General features: G+C 56.8%; 21 protein-coding genes. 14 read left to right on the top strand and 7 right to left on the bottom strand.

Going from position 1 to position 24,186, the window contains the following annotated elements:
• Nucleotides 1-31: 31 nt before the first annotated feature.
• Entirely contained in the window at nucleotides 32-676 is a 645-nt protein-coding gene (locus CLM72_RS17875) for a 2OG-Fe(II) oxygenase (RefSeq protein WP_105227341.1), read from the top strand.
• Between the two features lie 64 nt (nucleotides 677-740).
• Here the strand turns inward: CLM72_RS17875 and CLM72_RS17870 are convergent, their stop codons facing one another.
• A complete protein-coding gene (locus CLM72_RS17870; RefSeq protein WP_158688691.1) occupies nucleotides 741-1,274 on the bottom strand; it encodes a GNAT family N-acetyltransferase in 534 nt (177 codons plus the stop codon).
• 516 nt (nucleotides 1,275-1,790) lie between these two features.
• Nucleotides 1,791-3,287: a serine protease gene (locus CLM72_RS17865; RefSeq protein WP_105227339.1), complete on the bottom strand. Its 1,497-nt coding sequence runs from the start codon at nucleotides 3,285-3,287 to the stop codon at nucleotides 1,791-1,793.
• A gap of 294 nt (nucleotides 3,288-3,581) precedes the next feature.
• On the opposite strand from CLM72_RS17865, the gene CLM72_RS17860 reads away from it, so the two are divergent.
• Nucleotides 3,582-3,917 carry a hypothetical protein gene (locus tag CLM72_RS17860; RefSeq protein ID WP_105227338.1) on the top strand — a complete coding sequence of 112 codons (336 nt, stop codon included), beginning with the start codon at nucleotides 3,582-3,584 and terminating at the stop codon, nucleotides 3,915-3,917.
• Nucleotides 3,918-3,922: 5 nt separating this feature from the next.
• Here CLM72_RS17860 and CLM72_RS29100 read toward each other — a convergent pair whose 3' ends face one another.
• The 5 genes from CLM72_RS29100 to CLM72_RS28785 form a co-directional block, all read right to left on the bottom strand.
• On the bottom strand, nucleotides 3,923-4,678 hold the full coding sequence (locus tag CLM72_RS29100) for a hypothetical protein (protein WP_105227337.1): 756 nt from the start codon (nucleotides 4,676-4,678) through the stop codon (nucleotides 3,923-3,925).
• A 77-nt stretch (nucleotides 4,679-4,755) separates the two neighbouring features.
• A complete protein-coding gene (locus CLM72_RS17850) occupies nucleotides 4,756-6,426 on the bottom strand; it encodes a conjugal transfer protein TraG N-terminal domain-containing protein (RefSeq protein WP_105227336.1) in 1,671 nt (556 codons plus the stop codon).
• Between the two features lie 13 nt (nucleotides 6,427-6,439).
• On the bottom strand, nucleotides 6,440-6,691 hold the full coding sequence (locus tag CLM72_RS17845) for a hypothetical protein (protein WP_218275502.1): 252 nt from the start codon (nucleotides 6,689-6,691) through the stop codon (nucleotides 6,440-6,442).
• 256 nt (nucleotides 6,692-6,947) lie between these two features.
• Entirely contained in the window at nucleotides 6,948-7,241 is a 294-nt protein-coding gene (locus CLM72_RS17840) for a hypothetical protein (RefSeq protein ID WP_105227335.1), read from the bottom strand.
• Between the two features lie 109 nt (nucleotides 7,242-7,350).
• Nucleotides 7,351-7,548, bottom strand: coding sequence for a hypothetical protein (locus tag CLM72_RS28785; protein ID WP_158688690.1), 198 nt, complete (start codon nucleotides 7,546-7,548; stop codon nucleotides 7,351-7,353).
• A 703-nt stretch (nucleotides 7,549-8,251) separates the two neighbouring features.
• On the opposite strand from CLM72_RS28785, the gene tssB reads away from it, so the two are divergent.
• The 12 genes from tssB to CLM72_RS17780 all read left to right on the top strand — a co-directional run bounded on the left by tssB (nucleotide 8,252) and on the right by CLM72_RS17780 (nucleotide 24,160).
• Complete coding sequence (gene tssB, locus CLM72_RS17835) at nucleotides 8,252-8,755, top strand: type VI secretion system contractile sheath small subunit (protein ID WP_105227334.1); 504 nt, start codon at nucleotides 8,252-8,254, stop codon at nucleotides 8,753-8,755.
• 34 nt (nucleotides 8,756-8,789) lie between these two features.
• A complete protein-coding gene (gene tssC / locus CLM72_RS17830) occupies nucleotides 8,790-10,328 on the top strand; it encodes a type VI secretion system contractile sheath large subunit (RefSeq protein ID WP_105227333.1) in 1,539 nt (512 codons plus the stop codon).
• 23 nt (nucleotides 10,329-10,351) lie between these two features.
• The gene (tssK, locus tag CLM72_RS17825; RefSeq protein ID WP_105227332.1) at nucleotides 10,352-11,707 is read left to right on the top strand and encodes a type VI secretion system baseplate subunit TssK; all 1,356 of its coding nucleotides are present in this window, start codon (nucleotides 10,352-10,354) and stop codon (nucleotides 11,705-11,707) included.
• Nucleotides 11,704-12,387: a type VI secretion system protein TssL, short form gene (tssL, locus tag CLM72_RS17820; protein WP_105227331.1), complete on the top strand. Its 684-nt coding sequence runs from the start codon at nucleotides 11,704-11,706 to the stop codon at nucleotides 12,385-12,387. Before tssK ends, tssL begins: the two co-directional genes overlap by 4 nt.
• Before the next feature lie 7 nt (nucleotides 12,388-12,394).
• Entirely contained in the window at nucleotides 12,395-14,113 is a 1,719-nt protein-coding gene (locus tag CLM72_RS17815) for an OmpA family protein (protein ID WP_105227330.1), read from the top strand.
• 23 nt (nucleotides 14,114-14,136) lie between these two features.
• Entirely contained in the window at nucleotides 14,137-14,628 is a 492-nt protein-coding gene (locus CLM72_RS17810) for an Hcp family type VI secretion system effector (protein ID WP_105227329.1), read from the top strand.
• Between the two features lie 155 nt (nucleotides 14,629-14,783).
• Nucleotides 14,784-17,453 carry a type VI secretion system ATPase TssH gene (tssH, locus tag CLM72_RS17805; RefSeq protein WP_105227328.1) on the top strand — a complete coding sequence of 890 codons (2,670 nt, stop codon included), beginning with the start codon at nucleotides 14,784-14,786 and terminating at the stop codon, nucleotides 17,451-17,453.
• Between the two features lie 2 nt (nucleotides 17,454-17,455).
• A complete protein-coding gene (locus tag CLM72_RS17800; protein ID WP_105227327.1) occupies nucleotides 17,456-19,852 on the top strand; it encodes a type VI secretion system Vgr family protein in 2,397 nt (798 codons plus the stop codon).
• Nucleotides 19,849-20,610 (top strand): DUF4123 domain-containing protein, encoded by a 762-nt coding sequence (locus CLM72_RS17795; protein WP_105227326.1) that lies wholly within the window; start codon nucleotides 19,849-19,851, stop codon nucleotides 20,608-20,610. Before CLM72_RS17800 ends, CLM72_RS17795 begins: the two co-directional genes overlap by 4 nt.
• Nucleotides 20,611-20,644: 34 nt before the next feature.
• The gene (locus tag CLM72_RS17790; RefSeq protein WP_105227325.1) at nucleotides 20,645-21,166 is read left to right on the top strand and encodes a DUF3304 domain-containing protein; all 522 of its coding nucleotides are present in this window, start codon (nucleotides 20,645-20,647) and stop codon (nucleotides 21,164-21,166) included.
• 109 nt (nucleotides 21,167-21,275) lie between these two features.
• Complete coding sequence (locus tag CLM72_RS17785; RefSeq protein WP_158688689.1) at nucleotides 21,276-21,797, top strand: DUF3304 domain-containing protein; 522 nt, start codon at nucleotides 21,276-21,278, stop codon at nucleotides 21,795-21,797.
• Complete coding sequence (locus CLM72_RS17780) at nucleotides 21,785-24,160, top strand: DUF2235 domain-containing protein (RefSeq protein WP_105227324.1); 2,376 nt, start codon at nucleotides 21,785-21,787, stop codon at nucleotides 24,158-24,160. The genes CLM72_RS17785 and CLM72_RS17780 overlap by 13 nt, the downstream gene beginning before the upstream one ends.
• Nucleotides 24,161-24,186 lie beyond the last annotated feature (26 nt).

Genomic DNA, 24,186 nt, shown 5'->3' with positions numbered 1-24,186 from the left:
TTCCATATACCCGAAAAAACAGGAGTAGGAAATGAACGAAGTAACTGAAGCCACCATTACTGACATTTACAGCCAGTATGCCGAGGAACTCCAGAGTACTGGCAGTACCCTGATTCCGGCCGGAATCGTGTTCTCGGGTGAGGAGATCACTCGCTTGGCGGGACTGCAGGCGCAGATACCAGAGGAGACGGTCACCAATGGTGATGCGGGTGACAAGCATGCTATCTACGTGCGCAGGATTATGGTGGATCGCGCCGGTGAGCTACCGAGCACTGTTAATCGGCCATTCTCGGATGGCATCATCGATATCCTGTCCGGCGGGCAGCGGCCGGAGTGTTTGGCCGCGCTTTTCCAGTCACAAGACCCGTTCCATATCCGCCGATGCCAGATGAACCGAATGATTGCCGGCTCTTTTGTTGGCGTTCATCTCGATGCTGCCAGCAATCCCGATTACGATTATTCGATGATTGTGCAGCTAGGGCGCAATTTTGAAGGTGGGGCGTTCGTGGTGCATACCGACAACGGTCAACAGCGTTCTTACATGGCGTCGTATGGCTCGGTGCTTGTCACCACCTGTAAGTACCGTCATGAGGTGAGCAAGGTGCTGTCTGGCGAGCGCAATTCGTTGGTGTATTTCTATTCAAAGCATGCAGGGGCCAATCGTCGCAGCCAGTAGTCTATGCTGCGGGAGTACACGGCCTGAGCAAAGCGCGACAGGCTGTTCAGGCCGGCCTCCAGGATCAATCGTTCGAGTGTGGGTCTCGCAGATCGGATGTGTCGCGTTCCATCAGAGCGAAAGGGCGACCTTCGAATGCTATTGTCTGACGCCGCACATAACCCGCCGAGCGCCCAAGTGCAAGGGCGGCACGGTTGGCTTCATCGGTAATCGCAATGGTGCGTCGCAACCCTTTCTGGTGATCCATCCACTCCAGTGCCGCGTCAGTGGCCTCTTGGGCAATGTTGCGGCCCCACGACGACCGTGCCAGTGTGCATCCGAACTCCGGCAAGCCTTCAAAACCGGTCGGCATCTCACGATGGGTGTAGGCAAAGCCAAGCTCCCCACAAAATCGGCTTTCGGCGCGAGTGCGGATAGTCCAATAGCCAAAACCGTGGAGCTCCCAGTGACCGACATAGCGCAGTAGGCGGTTCCAGGTTTCTCGCCTGTCAAAAGGGGTGGCGCGTATCAGTCGCACGACGAACGGATCCTGCCACATGGCTAGGCAATCTTCTAAGTCTTCTAGTTGATGACGATCCAGAATCAGGCGGTTCGTCATGATCGTCCAGGTCTTATCCACTCCAGGCACTGTCGTTCTCCGATGTTGGACTTGGGCGCGCGCCATTGAGCAGAAAGTCTACTTAAGCCCAGTATTTGCCTGCAAGCTTGCAGGTGCGGTCTGGTCACTATGCCATTAGCACACCTGCCCTAATTGATCCTCGCTAAAGCCCACTATTAAAGTTGGAAGCGCAAGCCAATGTATTAACGATGGGAAGGGGAGTGAAGATGACAATAAAAAAATACGTCTATATGACGGCTGCAGCCTGCCTGTTAGCGACTTCAAGCGCGCATGCGTCGTTCGCCACCAGTTGCCAGGATTCTCAGCCGTGGTACCACTTCAGCATGATTGAAGCGGCAACCTGTTGGCTCTCTGGCCAATGGTAACCGGGTCGCCCCCGCTGTGGTTCGGCGGGGGAGAGCCCCAGTGATTCCGCTCAAGTCGTGCCTATCGGGGATTGCCCATGATCGCGCCTGATTTGAGTCATATAAGAGTTGTTTGAAATAGCTTGCTACCTCACCTGGCATGACGCTGCGAGCGAACCGTTGCGCCTGTGATCACGTCTGTGCGAATGGCGGACGGTTGCCCAGCGTTGTTGCGTGCATAGCTGCATAGCGTGATTGGCAGCTCTGCTATATCGAGGAAAATGCCATCCATGGCCAGGGCGTAGCGATCGTCGTCAGTATCGCCACAGGTGGTGCTGATCGCCGCGTTCACGCTGTAGTAGTAATGCTGGCTAAAACCGTTGTGCTGGGTTTCCCAGGCGATGTGATAGCGGTGTTTGAGCTGCGGGGCAGGTGCCGGGTTGGTCAGGAATACCGAATGGGTGAACACATTGCGCAGCAGCGCTTCGGTCAGCGGCTGCTCGGCCTTTTGCACCCCGAGTATGCATAGCACATGCGGCCCCAGCACTGGTCCAATGGGCTGGTTGATGTAGGCCTCCTCAGAGGTAGCAGCCACCTGGTAGCCATGTGTACGTGCGCAATCGCTGATGTCATTCACGGCCTTGAATCGGTAGAACGGTTCCTGGATCGAGAACCTCAGGTTCCAGCTCGGACGGGTAATTTTGTCGGCGGCGTCACGTTGTAGATGTACATAGGGCTTCAGGTTCCACGGCTCGTCCAGCGTGATTTCAACCGCCTTGAGCTGGCAGGTTGGGGTGTCGTTACGGAAAACACCGTCTACAAAGCAGTAGTACAAGTCGTTGGCGGGATAGCTGTAGTTGAATTTGGCGGCTTCGCACGCCGAGTTGTTCTGGCAGCTATTGAGAATGTCTTTCTGAATGGCAGACGCGACCTTGCTGATGATGCTGGTGATTTCATTGGTGTTCCGGTCCAGCATCGGACTGCCGGAACTGCCTGGGCGCAGGCCGTTGCAGCGGTTGCGCAAGGCACTGGGGAACACGCCGGGATGTTCGGCAAAGCTGTTGAGGGTCGACTCCACACAGGCACTCATGCGCAGGCCCTTTTTCAGAAAACCGGTCGGCGCCCCCACGTTGATCACTTCTCGATCCGACGCTTGACGCTGAGAGGCCAGCTTGAGTGGCATGATCGCGCCGGCCACCAGCACGGCCAGCGACGTGTCCAGCTCGAGCACGGCCAAATCGGTGCCCGCCATGCTGCTCCAGTGTGCTGTCTTGACGGCGTAGCTGACATGCCGTTCGGGCGTGTCATGAAAGTAATTGAAGGTGACATCGGCGGTGAACGCCTGGTTGATGCGCGCCGTGCCGTAACTGAAGAACACACAATGCCCGCTGGTCAGCGCATAAGCCGGGCCGACGGCCTTGCCCTGGCGATTGCGTGTGTCGAGCAGAACGGCATTGCAGGTCTGGCCCAAGGCGTTTTTCAGTGAACCTATGCCGGTCCATTGCGGGTACCGTTGGGTTTTATTTTCAAGCGCCACGGAAGGTGACTGTTCGGTAAGGCCCTCGGCCAGGTCTCTGGCGTGGCTGGGCCAGACAGTGCCGAGCAACAGGAAATACAGAAAGGCGGAAGTGGTATGAGTAAGTGACATAAGGGGCCTCGACAAGGAAGTCATTGATTGGCTGAAACTATCCAATCAGGCCAAGGCCGATGACATACAGGGCTATTGCGTAACCCTTGATGCGAGTGCTGGGGGCGGGTTGACGTTGAAGGTGTGAGCGATTTCACACTGAATTTGCAGCGCCCGTTACCAATTTTGTAACTCAATGTTGGTTCGCTGGAACCCCTGGCGGCACCGTCGTATAAAACTGTTGGCAGAGGTGCTTTTCGCCCACCTTCCGTGGCCGTTCAGTTTGCATCTACGCCTGTTGATCGGAGGTGTGCGATGCGCAAGTTGATCTTCTTCAGCTTTCTTCTCGTAGGCGCCGGATTCGGCTATCTCTGGGGGCCGCCGGATGATTGGCTCACTCGTCTGTTGATGATGGGCGTCAGCATGATGTTTGCCGGGGCGATGGGTGGGGCTGTGGCCGATGTCGGTCGTGGGAGTGCGGCCTCTGATGCTCATGACTGGTATGAGATATATCGGCCAATGGGGTCTGACGTTCAATCAAATGAATACGCGGCCAACTATTGGCGAGACAAGTGGCATGCGCCTTTCTCTCACTCGAAGAGCTTTGAGCATGAGCCCTCAGAGCGAATTCACATCCCACATAAATGGTAGAAGTGTCATTTTTTTAAGAAGTCCTTCAGGGCATCCTTCGCTCGATTGAGGGTGGAGCGACTGTCACTGCTGACTTGCTTGGCGGCTTGCTCTACTTGTGACTTGTTCGACGCAAGCGTGCCGTCATCGGTGTCCACCAGATCGGCGCGTCGGTTGAAGTCCGCTTGATCAGCTTGAGTTTGACTGCGCATCTGCTCACCTCGTGATTGCACTTGCTCACGCATGGGTGTGCCGGATGCCGGTGGACCTTCTGGAAGCGTATTGCGCCACATTTCGACAGTCTGCCGCTGGCGCGCAAACGTACTGGTGGGGTCGCTCTGTTGATCCGTCTGTCGTTGCATTGTAAGGCGATGCTCGTTCATGTCGCTGAATGAAGTGGGCAGGGCAGTGCCGTCGGAGAGCACTCGGTTGGGTGGCAAACCCTGGCGTGCCAGTTCGGCGTCCATCATCACCTTGGCCGCCGCGCTGTTGCCGCCGTACTGCTCGGCATAGCGCATGAACATGGCCAGGTTGTGTGGGTCTTGTGCGAGGTCGATGGCGATTGATTCACCTTGCTCGTAGGTAGAGGACATACGTTCGGCATAGGCCACGCGTTCGGTCAAACTGGCTTGCGTCTGTTCTGAGCGTGATGCGCTGGTGGAGAGGCGGGCACTCAGGTCCTGCGCCTCACTGGCACTGTTCGTTACGGCATGGCTGTAGCCCGTGCTGTTGGACACCTGATCGGCAAATTGTTTGAAGCGGTCTACCTGCTCCTGGCTCATGCTGGAAAGCGCCTTTTCCTCTTGGTCGGACAGGGTGGATTGATACGACTTGTCTGAAGATCCCCGACCTAGAAATGCTAGTTTCCGCGCCTTATTGCAGTGTTTCCGGCGGCACCGAAAGCAATATTTGCCACCTGTGCTTGACCCAGGCCTGTAGCCCTCGAAACGCCCTGAGAAATCCGATCCAACTGGGCCAGTGTTTCGCCTTGCCCCTCCAAACTCGTGCTACTCGACGCACTGGACTGTGTCCCACTCTTCAACGTCGCCAGCCCCCGGCTAAACGCCTCCGTCAACACCGCCGCCCGCTCGCGATTGGCCGTCACCGCCTCACCATATGCCGCATCCACATGCAACCCGGACAAGCCGCCGACCAGGGCCATACCGAGGTGGTCCATGCGCTTGACCGCCGCCCAGGCAATCAACGGGATGCTCAGCACCAAATAACCCACGATGGCCTCCCCGGAGAGCGTGCGCGAATAGATTGTCGAGGCGGTCTGCAGCGTCAGCCCCTTGAGCCCGCCGCCCAAGTCGGCAGCGGCCGCCAGGTCGTACGCGGCGTAGATGGTCGCCATGTAGTTGAGCACGGCGTACAGCGGTGGCCACAGCTGGATCCAGATCAGCACGCTGATATAGCCCTTGAGCGCCATCAGCGTTTCGCGCCCGCCAGTGAGCATCAGCAGCAACACCAGGATCGGGAACAGTGCATACATCAGCGCCTCGATGACATTACGCAGCATCGGCAGGGTTTGTTCTGCGACCTTGCCAGCGTTGATCCAGGCGGCGTTTTGCTGGGCGATGGCCTGGGCACGGCCGACGGCCAGTACCATGGTCGCCGGGTCGTTGGTTTTCTGCCCGGTGATGCGCGTGCTGTCGTCCAGGGCATTGAGCACGGCGTTCTGGCGGAGGATGCTGGCAGCGGTGGCCGAGGAATCGGCAATGCTGTTTTTCAGGTAGGCCTGCTGGATCTCGTTGGCAATCACCCCGGCGGCCACGGTGTCGGGCAGTGTGGGGTTGAGGGAGAAGGCTAGCCGGCCCTCGATCCGCCGCAGTTCGGCAGGCAGGCGTTGGTCCAGGTTGGCGTAGACCTGTGGGCAGGTGGCGATATCGACCGTACCCGTCGTGGTCAGGGTGCTGAAGCGGGCCGGGTTGGGGTTGCCCAGCAGTTCCCAGACATTTTCGTTGCGGCTGAGTTGGCCCGGATCGAGGCTGCCGTCCATCAAGTCGTAGCTGCTGCAGTGGTAGAGGAAGTTGATCAGGTCGGTGCGGAACGCCGGATCCTGAAACACCACGTTGCGGGTTTCGCGCACCAGACGATGCCCGAACAGCAGGCCATTTTTCTGATAGGACAGTTCACTCGGTAAGGCGCCGGCGCCTGGAATAACCTGAAAGGCGGTCTCGAATAGCCCGGTCAGGGTATGCCCGACCGTGCTGGTGAGGCTGCCCAGCGCGGCAATCCCCAGCGGTACATTGGCCACCACCTTGACTGGCGCGCCGCCGGTCTTGTCGACGATGCCGACGGTGACCTTGGGCATGATCATCAGGGAGAACACCAGCGCTACCGAACCCAGCCAGATCCAGCCTTGCAGCTTTTCCGGGGCGAAGGCGTAGGCCACCAGCGCGGCGAAAAAGCCGCAGAACACCACCGCTGCCAGCGCCGCGCGATAGTCACTCGAGGCATGGATCGCGGCGGCGGCATTGAAAATGCCGAACAGGCTGTCGGCATTTTGGTAGGCGTAGATTTCCCACATTCGTCGGACCTCTCTAGGGACTCTGGTAGGCCGCTTGTTGGCCGAGCATGTCCATCACCTGCTGCGGCATACGCGTGCGCAGTTGGCGTTCCAAGTCTTCCAGATGGCTGGCTACCACGCGGAACGAGCCGACCTTCTGGTACAGCAGGTTCTTTTCCTGGGCCAGTTGCAGCAGCATGGCCTGTGCTCGTTGGCGCACGCGGTCGGCCTGTTCACGCTGTCCGGCCTGCAGGGTGTAGTCCTTCTCCAGCGCGGCCAAACCCACACGAGGTTGCGTTCCAGAAACACATAGGCGTAATCGGCGGCGATCAGTTCGCGCTCTTGATCGTCCAGATGGCTGCCTGTGCGTTGCAACGCGGTCCAGGTCAGGTTGCCGACAAAGGGTGCGCGGTTGCGCACCTGTGGTTGCGGCGGTTCCGCTCGGGGCCGATTGAAACCCTGACGGGTTGGTTTATCCATGGGCGTCATCGCCGACATCAGCGGGTGAAAGAACCGGGCCTGGTTGTTACAGCGATGGAGGGTCAATGCTCATCAGAGAGGAACACCGCGGTCAGGCGTCGGTCTGCTTCGGTGAAGATGCAGAGGGCCGAGCTGTCACTGATGGCGTAGGACGACAGCAGGTAGCCGCCGCGCTCTACGGCCGCGTCGTTGTAGTGCCGATGATCTTCGCGTACATCGCCCCAGTCGCCGCAGATGTGCCGGCGCACGTAGGGTAACGGGTCGAGCAGATCCTGTCGGATCAGGGTGTCGACACGGCTGGACAAGGTCAGGCCGCCGCAGGGGAATCGTGGCTGGAGGGGAGCGAATGCGGGCATAGGGAAACGCAGATCCTCCACGGTGATGGGGCTTCGTACTCTAGCAAGGGAGATCACTCCGGTGACGAGGCGGTGGTCACAATCACGCTCGGCTGCATAGGCAGCTTCATCATTTTCTGACGGGACGTGTGTCCAGACCACTTGTCGTCTTGAACGCATAGAGCAGGCAGCGTATCGCTTCGCGATCCTGGTCCGACAACGAACGGTAGTAGTGAACCAATCGCTCTTCCTCTCGGTCGAGCTGGCGGGACCGCAGGGATGTGTCCGGGGCGCTGCGCAGCGGGGGAGAAAACGCGGTGTTTGACATGATCCTAGTCCTTTATAACGTGGCATGGGCGTCTTGCCCTTAAACAACTCCATACATAGCGTTTAACGTCGAAATAGGCTCGTATTTTTTCGTGACTGGGAGGTTTTTCGGAAGTGGCTGTCGGACATGGTCGGCAGAGATGTGAAAAGCAATCTCTCAAGGTTGGTCGGCCAATTTGACCTTCATCTTCAGATTGGGAGTGGGAAGGCGCGAGCCGCATGTAGGACGGCGGTCAAGGTCCATACGAGCTGTCAGGGGGGATATTCCGGTGTGTCTGCGCACGTGACTGACATACAAGATCACGGCCATGAACTGCGAGGTTTTTTTGAATGTCAGCCCATAGCCGCGAACGAAGGAGCTTGCATGGCTGTTGAGCGTCAATGCCAGCTGGCTGGCAGCGAGGCGCGGCCGGGAATGATCAACGGCATGCTCATTGAGGTGGTAGGCGGAATCAAGCGAATCCGGGGTATATGTAGGAAATCTCGCTAATGCGTTGTCGAAAACTCCCTCTCGTGCTTTGGGGGCTGGTCAAGATTGATTGAGATACTTCATTGTAGTGGGGAAGGAAATAAGTGCACGGCTCGTAGCACTTTGACCTCATGAAATGGAATTTATGTACTGTGGCCGGTGGCTTTGCTAGCGAGCGGTTAGGTACTGGTTCCAGTCTTGCTTTATTTGCAGCAGCAACTGGAGGGGCGGGGTCATGGCTTCAAATAGCTTTCAAAATGAAGTGCCTAAAGCACGGGTCAACATTAAACTTGATCTGCACACAGGTGGGGCGCAAAGAAAAGTTGAATTGCCGCTTAAACTGATGGTGATGGGTGATTACAGTAACGGCAAAGAACAACGCTCGCTGTCCGAAAGAAGCAAGGTCAACATCAATAAAAATAACTTCGACAGTGTCATGGCTGAGTTCTCTCCTGGCCTGAAGTTTTCGGTGGCGAATACGCTGGCCAATGACGATTCAGAAGCCTCTGTCGAGCTGAAGTTTCAGCGCATGAAGGATTTCGAGCCGGAGCAAGTAGTGCGGCAGATCCCGCAGCTGCGTGCCCTGTTGGCCATGCGCAACCTGCTGCGCGATCTCAAGTCCAACCTACTGGATAACGCAACCTTCCGTCACGAGTTGGAGAGCATTTTGAAGGATGACGCATTGAGCGATGAGCTGCGCGCTGAACTGGCTGCGCTCGCTCCGAGCGACGATCGTTAATCTATCTCGGTTCGCTTAATAAGGAAGTTATCACATGCCTGTTGAAAGCTCTAACGTGCAATCGCGCGACGCTGTTGTGTTGTCTGAAGAACGTTGCGGTGTCTACAGTTCACTGTTCAGTAAGATCAACTTGAACCCGGTTTCAGAGCTGGGTGATATTGATATGTTTCAGTGTACGGAAGCGTTGTCGGAGGCTTCTGCCGATGAGCGGGTCACTGCTGCAGTCAGTGTGTTCTTGAAAGTGCTCAAAGAGTCGTCGAAAAAGGTTGAGCGTTTGGACAAGACGCTACTGGATGAGCACATCGCATCGTTGGATGCACAAATTAGTCGCCAACTGGATGCGGTGATGCATCATCCTGACTTTCAACGCATTGAGTCGATCTGGCGTGGCACAAAGTCGCTGATTGATCAGACGGATTTTCGCCAGAACGTGAAGATTGAGTTGTTGGACATCAGTAAAGATCACTTGGTGCAGGACTTTGACGATGCGCCGGAAATTGCCCAGAGCGGTTTCTATGCGCATACGTACACCCAGGAGTATGACACGCCAGGTGGTGAGCCCATTGCCGCAGCCATTTCCAACTACGAGTTCGATAACCAGCCGCAGGACATCACCCTGTTGCGCAATATTTCCAAGGTGGCTGCCGCTGCGCACATGCCGTTCATTGGTTCCGTCGGGCCAGCATTCTTCGGCAAGAAATCCATGGAGGAAGTTGCCGCTATCAAGGATATCGGTAACTTCTTGGATCGTGCCGAGTATATAAAGTGGCACAGTTTGGCCGGGAGTGACGATGCGCGCTATATCGGTCTGGTTACGCCGCGGGTGCTGGGCCGTTTGCCTTACGGGCCGGACACTGCTCCAGTGCGCATTTTCAACCATGTTGAGAGTGTTAAAGGGCCTGACCATGAAAAGTACCTGTGGGTCAGCGCAGCCTTCTCATTTGCTGCAAATATGGTCAAGAGCTTTATCGCCAATGGTTGGTGTGTGCAGATTCGTGGGCCTCAGTCCGGTGGCGCGGTCACTGACCTGCCGATTCACTTGTATGATCTGGGTACCGGCAATCAAGTCAAGATTCCGTCCGAAGTGATGATTCCGGAAACCCGCGAGTTCGAATTCGCCAACCACGGCTTCATTCCGCTTTCGTACTACAAGAACCGCGACTACGCGTGCTTCTTCTCGGCCAATTCTGTGCAGAAACCGGCGCTGTATGACACCGCTGATGCCACCGCCAACAGCCGCATCAATGCCCGCTTGCCCTATATCTTCCTGTTGTCGCGCATTGCCCATTATTTGAAGGTGATCCAGCGCGAAAACATCGGCACCACCAAGGATCGCCGTTTGTTGGAGTTGGAACTCAACAAGTGGATCGGCGGGTTGGTGACTGAAATGACTGATCCAGGCGATGACCTGCAGGCTTCACACCCGCTGCGGGATGCGAAGGTGACGGTTGAAGATATAGAGGACAACCCCGGCTTCTTCCGTATCAAGTTGTACGCCGTGCCGCACTTTCAGGTTGAGGGTATGGACGTGAACCTGTCGCTGGTTTCGCAGATGCCCAAGGCTAAAGCCTGACTCAGTCGTAGGGAAACGATGCCATGAAGATCGATCGCCCTCTATGGGCTGCAGGGGCGTTGCTGTGCCCGCAGCAATTCCAGCAGCAGGCGCGCTGGGAGGCCTGGGCCAACGAGCAGGTCGCTCGTCTGTCCCTGGCCCATCCTTGGGGTGTTCAGGCCGTTGAGTTTGACACGGAGGCTTTGCGGCTGGGCAAACTCAAGATGACTCAACTGCGTGTGCGAATGCCGGATGGCACCTGGATCGACACGGAGCGGGTGGACCGCCTGCCTCCCGCCTTGGAGCTGGCTCAGCTCTTGGCTGACGACGATCAGCAAGCGTTGTTGCACTTGGCCTTGCCGCTGGAGCAGGCCAACGGCAACAACTGCCTGTTTGAAGGGGGCAGGGCTGATCGACCGATGCGCTACCGCCAGTCGTGGCGCGAGGTACAAGACATCTATGCGGATGAGGTCCAGTCAATCGGTGTGATGGAGCATGCACTGAGCCTGCGCCTGCATCGCGATGACAATGCCGATTACCTGACCTGCCCGATTGCGCGTCTGGTGCGTGACGGGCAGGGCGCCTGGAGCCTCGACCCGGCTTATGTGCCACCGCTGCTGAGTTTCGCTGCGCATGCGGGGTTGTTGAGCCAGTTGGACAACCTGTTGACGCAATTATCGGCCAAGCGGCAACGACTGATGGGCATGCGCCGCGAAAGCAATCAGCGCATGGCCGATTTTGCCGTGGCCGATGTGTCGCTGTTCTGGTTGCTCAATGCCTTGAATACCTATCAGCCGGTATTGGAGGATCTTCAGGCGTTTCCCGCACGGCACCCCGAGCAGGTCTATCAGCAGTTGATAAAGCTGGCAGGCAGTCTGTTGACGTTCTCACTGGAGCACGATATCGACAAGATTCCAGCCTACCGGCACGAGTCTTTGGAGACGGTGTTCCCGCCATTGATGCACACCATTTCCTTGCTGCTGGAAGCCAGCCTGCCGTCACGGGTCATTGCCCTGGAACTGGAAGGACATGGCCCCAATCGCTGGCAGGTCACGCTGAACGACCCTCGCCTGCGCGAGCGTGACGGTGCTGATTTCTATCTGTCGGTGCGCTGCCGACTACCGGCGGCGCAGTTGCAGGGTCAATTCCCACGTCTGTGCAAAATCGGTACGCCGGACGAGGTCAATTACCTGATCAACGCGGCGCTCGACGGTGTTCCGCTGCAATCCCTCAGCCATGTACCGGCGGCGATTCCATTACGTCTGGAAAACCAGTATTTCGCGCTGGACCTTGATCACTCCAAGGGGCAGGCGGTGCTGGACGAAGGGGTATGCGCGTTCTATGTGCCAAGCACCTTGGCCGACGTGAAGCTTGAACTGTTTGCGGTGCTGCGCTCATGAACCTGACTGCCTCCAAGGAACGCACCGCAATGGCTGTGGATATTGATGCGCTGTTGCAGGACACCTACCTGCTGGTGGTTGAGTTGCGCCAGGGCGCCTCCGTGCCGCGCAGTCAGGACCTGTCGCAGCTGTGTGTTGAGCAGGTTGAACACGTTCGGCAGCAGTTGAAAGCGGCGGGCCTGAGCCAACGCAGCATCGATCACATCAGTCATGCTCAGTGCGCGTTGCTCGATGAAACCGTACTCACTTGCGCCGACGGTGACGCGCACGCCTCCTGGGCCAGCGAACCATTGCAGACCAAGTTCTTCAATCGCCATCAGGCGGGCGAGTTTCTGTACGAGGACATGCGCGACGTCTTGCGCGATCCTGCGCCCGATCGGCAGGTACTGACGGCCTTTCAACGGGTACTGATGTTGGGGTTTCGTGGGCGCTATCGTGATCTGAGTGATCCCGAGCGTGAGCAGTTATTGGTTGACCTCAGTGCACGGATCACCCCACTTCAGGTCAGTCAAAGCCTGATAACGCAGGCGAACGGCCGTGAGCTGATCGCAGGCTTGGCTTGGCTGCGCTCACCTCTGGTCCATGTAGTGGCCGTGGGGATGTTGCTTACGGCCACATGGTGGGGATTGGATTACCTATTGAGCGGCGCAATTGCCTCGCTCTTGCCTGATCAGGTGTGAGGGCCAGATGACCTTCAACCTGTATCGAATACTTTACCTGTGGGCAGGGGCACTGGTCCTTGCTTTGCTGGTCATCATTCCGCTCGCGATATGGCTACGTACCCTCGGCGTGTTCATCGCGGTGTGTTGTGTTGCGTGGGCCTGGGTATCGCTGCGTCGCCGTGTCGAACGGCAGCGCGGGTCGGTGCGGCTGGCCGATAACGTGGCCTTGCCTGCGGCGTCGTTCCGTCACCCTGTAGTGCTGGTCTGCGGTGATGGCCTGGAGGGCCTATTCGGCACTGCTCCAGCCGAGCATTTGGCCCTGCGTGTCACCGAGCAAGGTTGCTATGTGCGCGTGCCAAGCCTGAAGCAGCTGCCAACCGTCACCGATAGCGTCCTGGCCTTGCGCCCAGGCTGGGGTGGGCAACTTGGCGTGATGTTCACCGTCAACCCCGGCGCCCATAGCGATGGCGCCGTCCTCGCCGGTCAACTGCGCGCCTTCAATCACCAGTTGGCCTTGGCACGCAAGCGCGGTATTGCGCTGCCGCTGTTGCTGGTGAGCTACCTGCAAACCTTGCAGGGCGAGGAGCCTTGGTTCAGTTGGAACAACGGCCAGGCCGACGTCCGTGTGCGTGATGCGGGTGCTTGCGTCAGCTTGGATGAGTGGCAGCAGCAAACCACTGGCTCGTCCATACAGGCTGCCCGGATGCACGCGAGCATACAGCTGAACAGCGTGGTGGCCTGGCTGCATGACGCCGTGCTGCCACACCTCGGCACTCGCAGCTCTTCAGGTTTGGCTACGGCCTGCGCAGTCAAGTTGGTACCGGCATTGCCTCATGCCGCAAAAGGGAGCCTGTGGCAGCAATGGTTGCGCAGTAGAGTGGCGCTCACTGACCACAGGCATCCCGTGACGGATGCGGTCTTACCGTTCCCGGACGCTTTGCTCAGTCTGCTCCCCCTCGGCCCGCTGCGCTCCCCGGTACACCGCGCAAGCATCGCTGCCCTGTGGTTGTTCGCCGTCGCAGGTGTAGTCGCACTCGCAAGCTCGGCGTGGCAGAACACCTTGTTGGTGCGTCAGGTCAGTGACGATCTACGGCGCTATGCGGCCATTCCACAGCCGACCCAGCGTGAGCAGCGCGAGTTCCTTTGGCGTGAAGACGCTGTGACTGTTCTTCGCCAGGACGCCCAGCGCCTGGATGCCTACTACCGGCACGGCGTGCCCTTGGCATTCGGCTTGGGCCTGTACCGTGGCGAACGCCTGCGTGCGCCGCTGCTGGCAGTGCTGGCCGCGCATGTTGAGCCACCGTCGACCACGCCGCCCACGCGAATTGCCAATCCGGTCCGACTGGACAGTCTGTCGCTGTTCGCTACCGGCAGTGCCCAGCTCAAGCCGGATTCGACCAAAGTCCTGATCAATGCGCTGGTCGGCATCAAGGCACAGCCAGGCTGGTTGATTGTGATCGCCGGGCATACCGACGCTACCGGCGACTCGCATAACAACCTTCGGCTATCTCACGCCCGCGCCGCCGCCGTGCATGCCTGGATGCAGCAGATGGGCGGCATGCCCGACAGCTGTTTTGCCGTGCAGGGCTTCGGCGCCAGCCAGCCGATCGCCAGTAACGACACCGAACCGGGGCGTGCAGCCAATCGCCGCGTAGATATCCGTCTGGTACCGGAGGCAGGGGCGTGTGTGCTCTCTACCGCGGAGCCGGACAGGCAACCCCCTGTCGCATCCCGCGACAGTTAAATTTCCAAGAAAAGGAGCTTCACATGGCAATTCCCGTTTACCTCTGGCTGCAAGACGACGGCGGCGCAAGCATCAAAGGTTCGGTGGACGTGCAAAAGCGCGAAGGCAGCATCGAAGTGGTTGCCCAGGACCACAGCCTGTACATCCCCACCGACAACAACACCGGCAAGTTGACCGGGACGCGCGTACACACCCCGTTTCTGTTTTCCAAGGAAATCGATTCGTCCAGCCCTTACCTTTACAAGGCGGTGACCACCGGGCAAACCCTCAAGAGCGCTGAGTTCAAGTGGTATCGCATCGACGACGCCGGGGAGGAAGTCGAGTATTTCATCACCAAACTGGAAAACGTCAAGGTGGTGAAAGTCGCACCGAAAATGCACGACGTCAAAGACCCAGCCAAAGAGAAGCACAACCATCTGGAGCAGGTCGAGTTGCGTTACGAGAAGGTCACCTGGACCTACAAGGACGGCAACATCATCCACTCCGATTCGTGGAGCGAACGCCAAAGCGCGTGATAAGCACGGAGCCGCAGGCGTGCTTTCGCCTGCTGGCTGCCGGTGTGCTGGGTTGAGCGTCCGTTCGCGGGCGTTCAGCCAAACACATCGAGTTGCAGAACCCCGGCTGGTTTTATCGACGACACACCCAGATTACCGAACAAGGATGTAACCGTATGGCACCGAATTCCACCCGCTTGCTTCGCCGTCTCAATCCTTACTGCGCCCAGGCATTGAGTGCGGCGGCCTCGCTGTGCCAGAACCGTGCGCATGCGCAAATCACCATTGAGCACTGGCTGCTCAAGTTGCTGGGGCAGGGGGACGGTGATTTGACCGTGATCGCGCGTCGTTACGAGTGGGATATGGAGACGCTGTGGTACGGGCTGCTGGAGCATATCGATGGTTTGCCACGCAGCGTACAGAGCAAGCCGCAGCTGTCGGAGCCGTTGCAGCAATTGATCAAGAACGCCTGGTTGCGTGCCTCGCTGGACGATAACAATGACAGCCTGCGCTCTGTCCACCTGCTGAGTGCGTTGATGGAGACGCCCAGCTTGCTGGTGTGTGAAGCCGCCTGGCCTTTGCTCAGCCTCAGTGAGGCTCAGTTGCAGCGCCTTTTGGTGCTGTTGGATCAATCGTCCGAGGAGCGGCCCGAGGTGCAGGCTTCAGCCGCGTCGGACAGCCCCGCAACGTCTTCAGATGAGCCCGCCATACTCCCACCCAGCGCAACGAAAAAAGTGGAGGCGTTGCAGGCGGTATTGGACAGGTTCACCCACGACCTCACTGCCAAGGCAGCGCAAGGGCAGATCGATCCGGTATTTGGCCGTGACGATGAAATCCGCCAGGTCATTGACACCCTCAGCCGCCGTCGCAAAAACAACCCGATTCTGGTGGGCGAGCCCGGTGTCGGCAAAACAGCACTGGTCGAAGGCTTGGCGTTGAGAATCGCCCACGGCATGGTGCCGGACAGTCTCAAATCGGTCAGTGTACGCACCCTTGACCTGGGGTTGTTGCAAGCTGGCGCAGGCGTCAAAGGCGAGTTCGAGCAACGACTGAAAAATGTGATCGACGCCGTGCAACAGTCCGAACAGCCGGTGCTGTTGTTCATTGACGAGGCCCACACCCTGATCGGCGCCGGCAACCAGGCGGGCGGCGCCGACGCGGCCAACCTGCTCAAGCCCGCCTTGGCCCGCGGTGAATTGCGTACCATCGCTGCGACCACCTGGAGCGAGTACAAACAGTATTTTGAGCGCGACGCGGCCCTGGAAAGGCGCTTCCAGATGGTCAAGGTCGATGAGCCGGATGATGCCAGCGCCAGCCTGATGTTGCGCGGCCTCAAAGGGCGCTACGCCACCCACCATGGCGTGCACATTCAGGATGCGGCCGTGCAGGCTGCGGTCAGCCTGTCGCGGCGCTACCTGACCGGTCGCCAACTGCCCGACAAAGCCGTCGACCTGCTGGACACCGCCAGCGCCCGAGTGCGTATGAGCCTGGACTGCGAACCGCATGCGTTGATCCGCCTGAGTGCCCGGCAAGTGGCCCTGGAGTTGGAGGGCCAAGCCCTGGAACAGGATCAGCGCCTTGGCGGGCATGGTGCCAATGAACGCCTTGCGGTGATTGCCGCCCAACACGCCGAGCTGCAACGCCAATACATCGGTCTGGAGCAGCAGTACCGGCAAGAACTTGACCTGACCCAGCAACTGATTGATGCGCGTCAAACGCAGCCGCTGCAGCGCGAGACCTGCGCGCAATTGCAACGACAGTTGAGCGATGTCCAAAGCAACCAGCCGCTGCTGTCGCTGGATGTCGACGCGCGTAGCGTGGCCGAAGTCATTGCCGATTGGACCGGGGTGCCCCTGGGCAGCTTGCTCAAGGACGAACAGACCAATCTGCTGATGCTGGAGCAGCAGTTAGGCGAGCGTGTCATCGGGCAGGCGCCGGCCCTGAGCGCCATGGCCCAGCGCCTGCGGGCGGCCAAAACCGGCCTCACCGATGACAAGGGGCCTCTGGGCGTATTCCTGCTGGTCGGCACCAGCGGCGTGGGCAAGACCGAAACCGCCCTGGCCCTGGCCGACAGCCTGTTTGGCGGCGAAAAATCGCTGATCACCCTCAACTTTTCCGAGTACCAGGAAGCCCACACCGTCAGCCAACTCAAAGGCTCACCGCCCGGCTACGTCGGTTACGGCCAGGGCGGCGTGCTCACCGAAGCCGTGCGCCAACGGCCTTACAGTGTTGTGCTGCTCGACGAGGTCGAAAAGGCCCATCGCGATGTACTGAATTTGTTCTACCAGGTCTTCGATCGCGGCTTTATGCGCGATGGCGAAGGGCGCGAGATCGACTTTCGCAACACCGTCATTCTCATGACCTCCAACCTCGGCAGTGACCTGCTGCAAACCTGTGTGCAGGAACAACCTGACACACCGGACATCGTGCTGCATGAACTGCTGCGTCCCATCCTGCGCGAACACTTCCAACCGGCATTGCTGGCACGCTTTCAGACCCTGATCTATCGCCCGCTGCCAGCCGATGCACTCAAGCGCATCGTGGCGATCAAGCTGGCCCAGGTCGCCAAGCGCCTGCAACGTCATTACGGCCTGGAGTGCCAGATTGACGACCCCCTGAATGACGCGCTGGTTGCCGCCTGCCTGCTGCCCGATTCAGGCGCGCGCAATATCGATAGCCTGCTCAACGAGCAAATCCTACCTGTGCTCAGTCAGCAACTGTTGGAGCGCCGCGCGGCGCAGCAACGTACCCACGGCGTGAGGCTCAGCTACAGCGACGATGAAGGCATCAGCTTGCATTTCACTGATGTTCAAGACACGGCTCAGTCTGTCGCCCTGGAGGTGTGAGCATGTCCAGCAAATTGCAAAACTTCTTCGACCACAGCCGGCATACCCTGAGTGTGCGCAACGTCGAGGCCCGGCTTGATGTTCTGGCTTTTGAGGGCCAAGAGCACCTGAGCCAACCCTTCACCTACCACGTGGAATTCACCAGCACCGAGCGTGATCTGGCAGCGGAAAGTCTGCTCGGCCAGGACGCCAGTTTCAGCCTGCACGCCGCGCCGCAAAAGCTGCCGGTCGCCGGGCTCAGCGCACCGGAGGTAAAGCCGTTGCGCACCCTGCATGGCGTGGTCACCGGCTTCAAGCGCCAGTCCGGCTCCAATGACCAGGCGACCTATGAAATCACCCTACAGCCACGCCTGGCCCTGCTCGGTCGCGGCCGTCAGTTCCGTATCTACCAGCACCAGTCGGTGCCGGAGATCGTCGAGAGCATCCTGCGTAACCGCCACGGCTTGGAAGGCCAGGATTTTCTGTTCAGCCTGAAACGCGGCTACCCCAAGCGTGAACAGGTCATGCAATATGGCGAAAGCGACCTGGACTTTATCGCCCGCCTGCTGGCCGAAGTCGGCATCTGGTACCGCTTCACCAGCGACGAGCGTCTGGGCATCGATGTGGTCGAGTTTTGCGACGATCAACGCCTCTACCAATTCGACATCGAACTACCCCTCCGGCCGCAATCCGGGTTGGGCAGCAGCGGTCAGGATGCGGTGTGGCAACTGCAATCGAGCCACGCCGTGGTCGAGCAGCAGGTGCATTTTCGCGCCTACCACCACCGCGATGCCAGCGCCCACCTGAGCGGTGAAATCGACCAAAGCCGGGGCGCGACCACCACCTACGGCGAGGCCTATCACTACGCTGAACCTTACACGTCCCTCGGCGACCGGCTGGATCAAGACGAGGATCTGCAAAGCGAAAGCGGCTACTTCTACGCCCGTCTGCGTCACGAGCGTTATCTGAATGGGCAGACCCAACTTAGCGGCGTGAGCAGCAGCGCCACCCTGGCGCCGGGGCAAGTGCTGAAAGTCTCTGGCGGCGCGCCTCAGGCCTTCACGCCCGGCGCGGTGATCACCGGTCTGACTACCACGGCTGCCCGCGACCAAAGCTTTGAAGCCACCTTCCAGGCCATGCCCTATTCAGAAACCGTGTGCTTTCGCCCCGAACTGAAGGACAAACCCCAAATCGCCGGCACCGTCCCAGCCCGTGTCACCAGCCCACAGGCCAACGACCCCTACGCGCATATCGACCTGGAAGGGCGCTACCGGGTGAATTTCCTGTTCGATCGCGACAGCTGGAAGTCCGGTGAGGAGAGCGTCTGGCTACGCCTGGCCCGGCCCTACGCCGGCGACACCCATGGCCTGCATTTACCGCTGATTGCAGGCACCGAGGTAGCCATCGCTTTCGAGCAAGGCGACCCGGATCGTCCCTACATCGCCCATGCCCTTCACGACAGCCAGCACGTTGACCACGTTACCCTGCGCAACGACAAGCGCAATGTGCTGCGCACCCCGGCCAACAACAAACTGCGCATGGACGATACCCGCGGGCAGGAACACATCAAACTCAGCACCGAACACAGCGGCAAGAGCCAGCTCAACCTCGGGCATCTGGTGGACTCCAAGAGGCAAAGACGCGGCGAAGGGTTCGAACTTCGAACTGATGGATGGGGGGCCATTCGCGGAGGGAAGGGGTTATTCGTGACAGCTGATGAACAGGCTAGTGCTGCGGGTGATGTGCTTGGCATGGAGCCTGCTTCGGGACTCGTCGAAGGCGCGCGGCAGCAAATGGTCGACTGGCAGGAGGTCACTCAGGCACACCAATCCCGGCAACCGGATATTAATGGTTTGCGCCAACTACAAACTGATGCGAAGAACCTGCAGGGCTCTGCAATTCTGCTGAGCGCACCTAAAGGAATAGGAGCGGTTACCCCCGCTAGCATGCTGCTTAAAAGTGGCAAGGCACTTTACCTGCAAAGCGACGAAGAGCTCAATTTGGCAGCCTCTAAGAGGCTGTCTGTTAATGCCAAGCAAAGTATTTCGATGTTGGCACAGCAGGAGGGTATGCGTCTGGTTTCAGGCAAGGGGCCGTTGGAAATTGAATCGCACGGAGACGTACTGGGTCTGACTGCTCTGCAAGATATCACCGTGCAGTCGGTGCAGGGGCATTTGCAATTGACCGCGAAGAACGGCATCACATTGGGCTGTGGCGGTGCCTATATCCGTATTACTGCACAAGGAGAAATCCATATACATGGTCCGAGCTTACTTAGCTTTAAGGGGCAGCATCGATACAACCCACCAACCAGTGAGAATTTTCCATTGCCTGAGTTACCTGGTTCAGTGTGCAAAGAGTGCTTGAAAAAGGCTCAGGCTGCTGCTCAGGGGTTCGTACCTAGGGAGGTGCGAGCATGAGTGAACCTCGACTCCAAGGCTGGCTTGATTTACTGGAAGTGTCCTGTGCTGAGGCCGGTATTACTTACCTGGATATTATTATCGATCAGGCAGGAGGTGAGATTCCGTTAATTCCAAGTGTGCTTAGCGTTGAGCCAGCACTTCAGTGGCATTCACTATTCACGGGATTGCCAGAAGAAGCTGCCGTAGACCTCGCTCCATTGTTGCTGCGCGTCGATATGGCGCACCCCTTACAGCGGCAATGGCTGATTGGTGTTATGCAAGATATCAATGTGCGTTCACAAGTTTTAGTGATGGCCTCTGTCTGGCCTTTTTATGCCTTGGCTGACCATCTTCGAAAATGTATGGAAGCTCGAAATGGCGGCTGCATGGGTGTGTTTCGCTTTTACGATCCACGCCTGTTTTCGCTGCTATTCAGTCATGTCTTACTGCCCGAACAACAGCAGTTATTGCTGCACCCCGTAGTTTTTTGGAGTTGGCTTGATCGAGACGGCGTCCCTAGACATTTGCCAGGGAGGGCCGGCGCTCCGGAATTATTCGATCCTATAGAACTGAGCGATAGTCAAATTGACACGCTCTGTTGTGCCAGCGACGCCACGTTGGCGCTATCCAGTCTGAACTCTGTGTTTCCCGAGGACTGGAAGGCGGAGCAGCGCTTTCAAGTTTGTTACGCCGGGATGCTGGAAGCAAGCCAGAAGGGGTTACTAACCACAACTCAACGTGAAGCTTACATCCTCAACAATCTGAGCAAGGCCTGATTGGTCTACTTAGGGAATCCATGGAGCGAATGTTATGTGTAGTGTCATAAAAGTCAGATGCTTGTTGGCCGTACTCGTTAGTTTGGTTGGTGCAGTTTCTTCGATGTGCTCTCAGGCCAGCACTCTTTATGGCGTCAATCACACCCAGTTTTCGATCAATCAATTCAGCGTGAACGGTCGCTCGGGAGTTGACATCATCGGCCCGTATCAAGGAGGTGGGGGAGGATGCTGCTACGCTGCTCCGTCGCACTGGAAAGAGGGCTTGACGGTGCGTGTCGACTGGGAAACGGGAGTTGCTTATCCCAAAGGTTTTCCTAGTTATGCGGATCCGGAAAAGTACGAAGCATGGGCAAGGAAAATAAGTGCGCAGAAACGTCTGCACAGCAAAGTTGTATCTGTGCCCGACTATATGGGGCAAAAGATCTGTGGTCTGACGGTACATTTTCTGCCTTGCGATGATATTCAGGTAACGACGTCCTGTTATGCGTTTGGTAGCCGCGAATATCCGATCAAGACTGCGTTGCGTTTGCCGGTGCCACAGTCATGCGAAAAATGAATCATGTCTCATATCCTCCGTTCTTTCCGGTCAAGGGCTGTTTTCCTACGCAAGATCAGGTTAGGGAAGGTCTTCAGTATCACCCTCAGACTTGTGAGGACTCTGTCTAATGTTTCGACTCTATAAAGTCATGCGCGTCCTTGCTGTTCTCTTGGCGGTAGGGATGGGCGTGCTAAATCAAACGGTTAAAGCCAATACCCTTGAAGGTATCAATCATACTCACTGGGTAATTAATTACTTTAGTGTTAATGGCCACTCAGGGGTTGATGTCATTGGGCCCCACCAAGTGGGGGGAGTAGCTTGTTGTTACGTTGTTCCAGTACGTTGGGAAACGGGTATGACAGTGCGTATTGATTGGGAAACAGGTTTGTCCGGTTCTAAGGGGTTTCCCGGATATGCCGACACTGCTAAATATGAGGCGTGGGCAGAAAGGTTTGAGGCGCAGAAACGGCGACATAGCAAATTAGTTATGGTGCCTGACTATACAGGCCAAGAGGTATGCGGCGTAACAGTTCATTTTTTGCCATGTGATGATATTAAGATAACTACATCTTGTGACGGATATGGTAGTCGTAAGTATCCGATCAAAACGCCATTGTATTCGCCGGAGCCAAAAGCATGCCAAAAGTAAGCCCTGCCTTTGTATGTTATCCCCCGCAGTTTCCAGTTCAAGGGCGTTTGCCTAGTCGACCTGAAAAGGTTGAAGAGAATATCTTGATTCAGTGTGAGCAGGAGCGTAAGTATAAAGACGCTGCATGCTTGGCGGCTGGATATAATGTCACTCCTCCTTGTTGCAAGACTTTACATGTCAGCCTGTTCTTTGACGGTACAGGAAATAATCTAAATAATGACCTTTATCAATCTGCCATCCCGCACCCTACAAATGTCGTTAGGCTATTTCGAGCGAGTATTGGAGCCGGATATGCTGGCGGTACAGCAATAAATTCCGCTATTGCCAAAGAGTTGATGGATCGTGAAGGTATCGGCAATGGTCAATATTTCAAATATTATATGCCTGGCGTGGGAACGCCTTTTCCTGAAATTGGAGACTTGGACTATAGCTCTGGAGGGCTAGCGTACGCCCGTTATGGCGAGGAGCGAATTAACTGGGGGCTATTGATGATTTTCGACGCGCTTCGGCGCACCCTAGGGGAGCCAAGGATGGGGCATGGAGCACTAAAAGAAGCTGTTATGAAAATGGGAACAGCATGGGGTTCTCCTGCTTCTATTGGTCGATCAAAGCGGTCCAATGTGATTCGTGAACAACTTGAATTGTTAAAAATTCCTTTGATCAATGCAATGGGGAAAAGACAAGGTAAATCGACTTTGCTGGGGGTTGAACTTTATATATATGGGTTCTCTCGTGGCGCAGCCACCGCCCGCGCTTTTGTGAGCTGGCTGAATGATCTATTAAGTGTGGATCCCTACTTTAAGTTGCGGGTTAGTGGTGGTTTAGCACTGCCAATTTCCGTGAAGTACTTGGGGCTGTTTGATACTGTGGCTTCTGTGGGGGTGGCCGATATAGCACCAGGTGCGGATGGACACATGGGGTGGGGTGACGAAACTCAGCGTTTGCCGAAGGGTAAATTAGTTAAACGTTGCTTGCATATCGTTGCTAGCCATGAGCAACGTTTGAGTTTTCCATCAGAGTCTATCCGTTATGAGGATGGTAGTTACCCTGATAATAGCGATGAGGTTATCTATCCGGGAGTCCACTCTGATCAGGGTGGCGGCTATCCACCTGGGGATCAAGGCAAGGCTGTAGGAGCGAATGATCGTTATTTGCTGTCGCAGATCGCGTTACACGACCTCTACGCCGACGCGTTTGCCCATGGAGCACCATTGAAAGTTCCAGAGGAAGTTCTGCCGCCGTTGTTAAGAGTTGAGCGTTGGCGCACAATGAATTACGACTTGATCCAAGTGTTTCGTGTGGATTCTACTTTAGTCAATCGTTTCAATGCGTGGAGGCAGGTGACGCTAGGCTTGCCCAATGCTCCCCAACCTCTTCCTGCAAAACAAGCTGAGCTATATCAAGGGATAAGGGGGAGTATAGCTTTAGAGGCTGCGTTGCGCAGCCAACTCACTTGGATTACTGCTTGGCGCATTGATCGTTATGCGTTTCTAAGTCTTAAGGAAGCTGATTTCTATCGTGAGGCGAGTGATGCCCATTCTGACGAGGACAGACGAAAGACTGCTGAGATTGAGCGAAATCGTAAGCAAGGTGAAATAGAGGCGCGTCGGGAAAGTCAAAAAAAAGGCGGTGGTGGGTGGCCGCTACCCGAACCAGGAGTCCCAACCTTTGACCCGGATATAGCAAAAAATCAACTTATTGAAGCTGCAATTGAGTTTAGGAAAATATATCAGAATCTTAATGACGATCCGTATATCGTATTTTTAAATAAAATGAAGTCTAAAAGCCCTGTGGCTCTTGTTACCTATCTGAATTCCGCCACGACTCGAACCGAACGTGAGCGGATGAGAGCAGCGGGTAGAGCTAAGGTTAGTCGGTTGTTTCCTCCTCCTGAGGGGCAGAGGAATCATTTGGACGAAAAAACTCGCGGAAATGTAGATGAAAGAATCAATAGTATGCAGCCTGAAGGTCTTTTGCGTGCGCTATTCGACGATCATGTACATGATTCTCGTGCTTGGTTTCTTCATTCTGATCTCAATAGATCATATTGGAGAATTCCTTACATACACGTATGGATAAAGCTTCCGATTTCAATAGGGCGTGAACCTTGGGGCAGTTACTTCAATGAGCGAAACGTATTTTTTGGTAATCTCGATAGGCGGAATTTGGGGGCGCTGGTCGATAATGAACCAAGGTTTTTAGTGGTGGGAGAGACTCAGCATGGTGCCGATCTTGTTGCTTCAGATAATTCGGTTACACCTACTCGAGATGACAGCGGTCTCGTACAGGCGCAAAAAAATATTGATTCACATTGGGGGGCTTACTACGCAGAAGCTCATAGAGGGGATTGCGCGACTGCCTGAACTCTTGCGGAGAGAGGTTCTCAAGG

The organism is Pseudomonas sp. MYb193 (genome assembly GCF_002966775.1).
GTDB classification, from domain to species: domain Bacteria; phylum Pseudomonadota; class Gammaproteobacteria; order Pseudomonadales; family Pseudomonadaceae; genus Aquipseudomonas; species Aquipseudomonas paracarnis.
Note: the sequence above shows the minus strand (reverse complement) of the source record. Positions and strands in the feature narration are given on the sequence as shown.

Excerpts from the sequence above, each read along its gene's own strand:
- CLM72_RS17865 (WP_105227339.1), bottom strand. The coding sequence starts at position 3,287 with ATGTCACTTACTCATACCACTTCCGCCTTTCTGTATTTCCTGTTGCTC.
- CLM72_RS17795 (WP_105227326.1), top strand. The coding sequence starts at position 19,849 with ATGAGTGAACCTCGACTCCAAGGCTGGCTTGATTTACTGGAAGTGTCC.
- CLM72_RS17780 (WP_105227324.1), top strand. The coding sequence starts at position 21,785 with ATGCCAAAAGTAAGCCCTGCCTTTGTATGTTATCCCCCGCAGTTTCCA.
- CLM72_RS17850 (WP_105227336.1), bottom strand. The coding sequence starts at position 6,426 with ATGTGGGAAATCTACGCCTACCAAAATGCCGACAGCCTGTTCGGCATT.
- CLM72_RS17875 (WP_105227341.1), top strand. The coding sequence starts at position 32 with ATGAACGAAGTAACTGAAGCCACCATTACTGACATTTACAGCCAGTAT.
- CLM72_RS17860 (WP_105227338.1), top strand. The coding sequence starts at position 3,582 with ATGCGCAAGTTGATCTTCTTCAGCTTTCTTCTCGTAGGCGCCGGATTC.
- CLM72_RS17810 (WP_105227329.1), top strand. The coding sequence starts at position 14,137 with ATGGCAATTCCCGTTTACCTCTGGCTGCAAGACGACGGCGGCGCAAGC.
- CLM72_RS17800 (WP_105227327.1), top strand. The coding sequence starts at position 17,456 with ATGTCCAGCAAATTGCAAAACTTCTTCGACCACAGCCGGCATACCCTG.
- CLM72_RS29100 (WP_105227337.1), bottom strand. The coding sequence starts at position 4,678 with ATGAGCCAGGAGCAGGTAGACCGCTTCAAACAATTTGCCGATCAGGTG.
- tssH (WP_105227328.1), top strand. The coding sequence starts at position 14,784 with ATGGCACCGAATTCCACCCGCTTGCTTCGCCGTCTCAATCCTTACTGC.
- tssK (WP_105227332.1), top strand. The coding sequence starts at position 10,352 with ATGAAGATCGATCGCCCTCTATGGGCTGCAGGGGCGTTGCTGTGCCCG.
- tssC (WP_105227333.1), top strand. The coding sequence starts at position 8,790 with ATGCCTGTTGAAAGCTCTAACGTGCAATCGCGCGACGCTGTTGTGTTG.
- tssL (WP_105227331.1), top strand. The coding sequence starts at position 11,704 with ATGAACCTGACTGCCTCCAAGGAACGCACCGCAATGGCTGTGGATATT.
- CLM72_RS17815 (WP_105227330.1), top strand. The coding sequence starts at position 12,395 with ATGACCTTCAACCTGTATCGAATACTTTACCTGTGGGCAGGGGCACTG.
- CLM72_RS17785 (WP_158688689.1), top strand. The coding sequence starts at position 21,276 with ATGTTTCGACTCTATAAAGTCATGCGCGTCCTTGCTGTTCTCTTGGCG.
- CLM72_RS17790 (WP_105227325.1), top strand. The coding sequence starts at position 20,645 with ATGTGTAGTGTCATAAAAGTCAGATGCTTGTTGGCCGTACTCGTTAGT.
- tssB (WP_105227334.1), top strand. The coding sequence starts at position 8,252 with ATGGCTTCAAATAGCTTTCAAAATGAAGTGCCTAAAGCACGGGTCAAC.
- CLM72_RS17870 (WP_158688691.1), bottom strand. The coding sequence starts at position 1,274 with ATGACGAACCGCCTGATTCTGGATCGTCATCAACTAGAAGACTTAGAA.
- CLM72_RS17840 (WP_105227335.1), bottom strand. The coding sequence starts at position 7,241 with ATGCCCGCATTCGCTCCCCTCCAGCCACGATTCCCCTGCGGCGGCCTG.
- CLM72_RS28785 (WP_158688690.1), bottom strand. The coding sequence starts at position 7,548 with ATGTCAAACACCGCGTTTTCTCCCCCGCTGCGCAGCGCCCCGGACACA.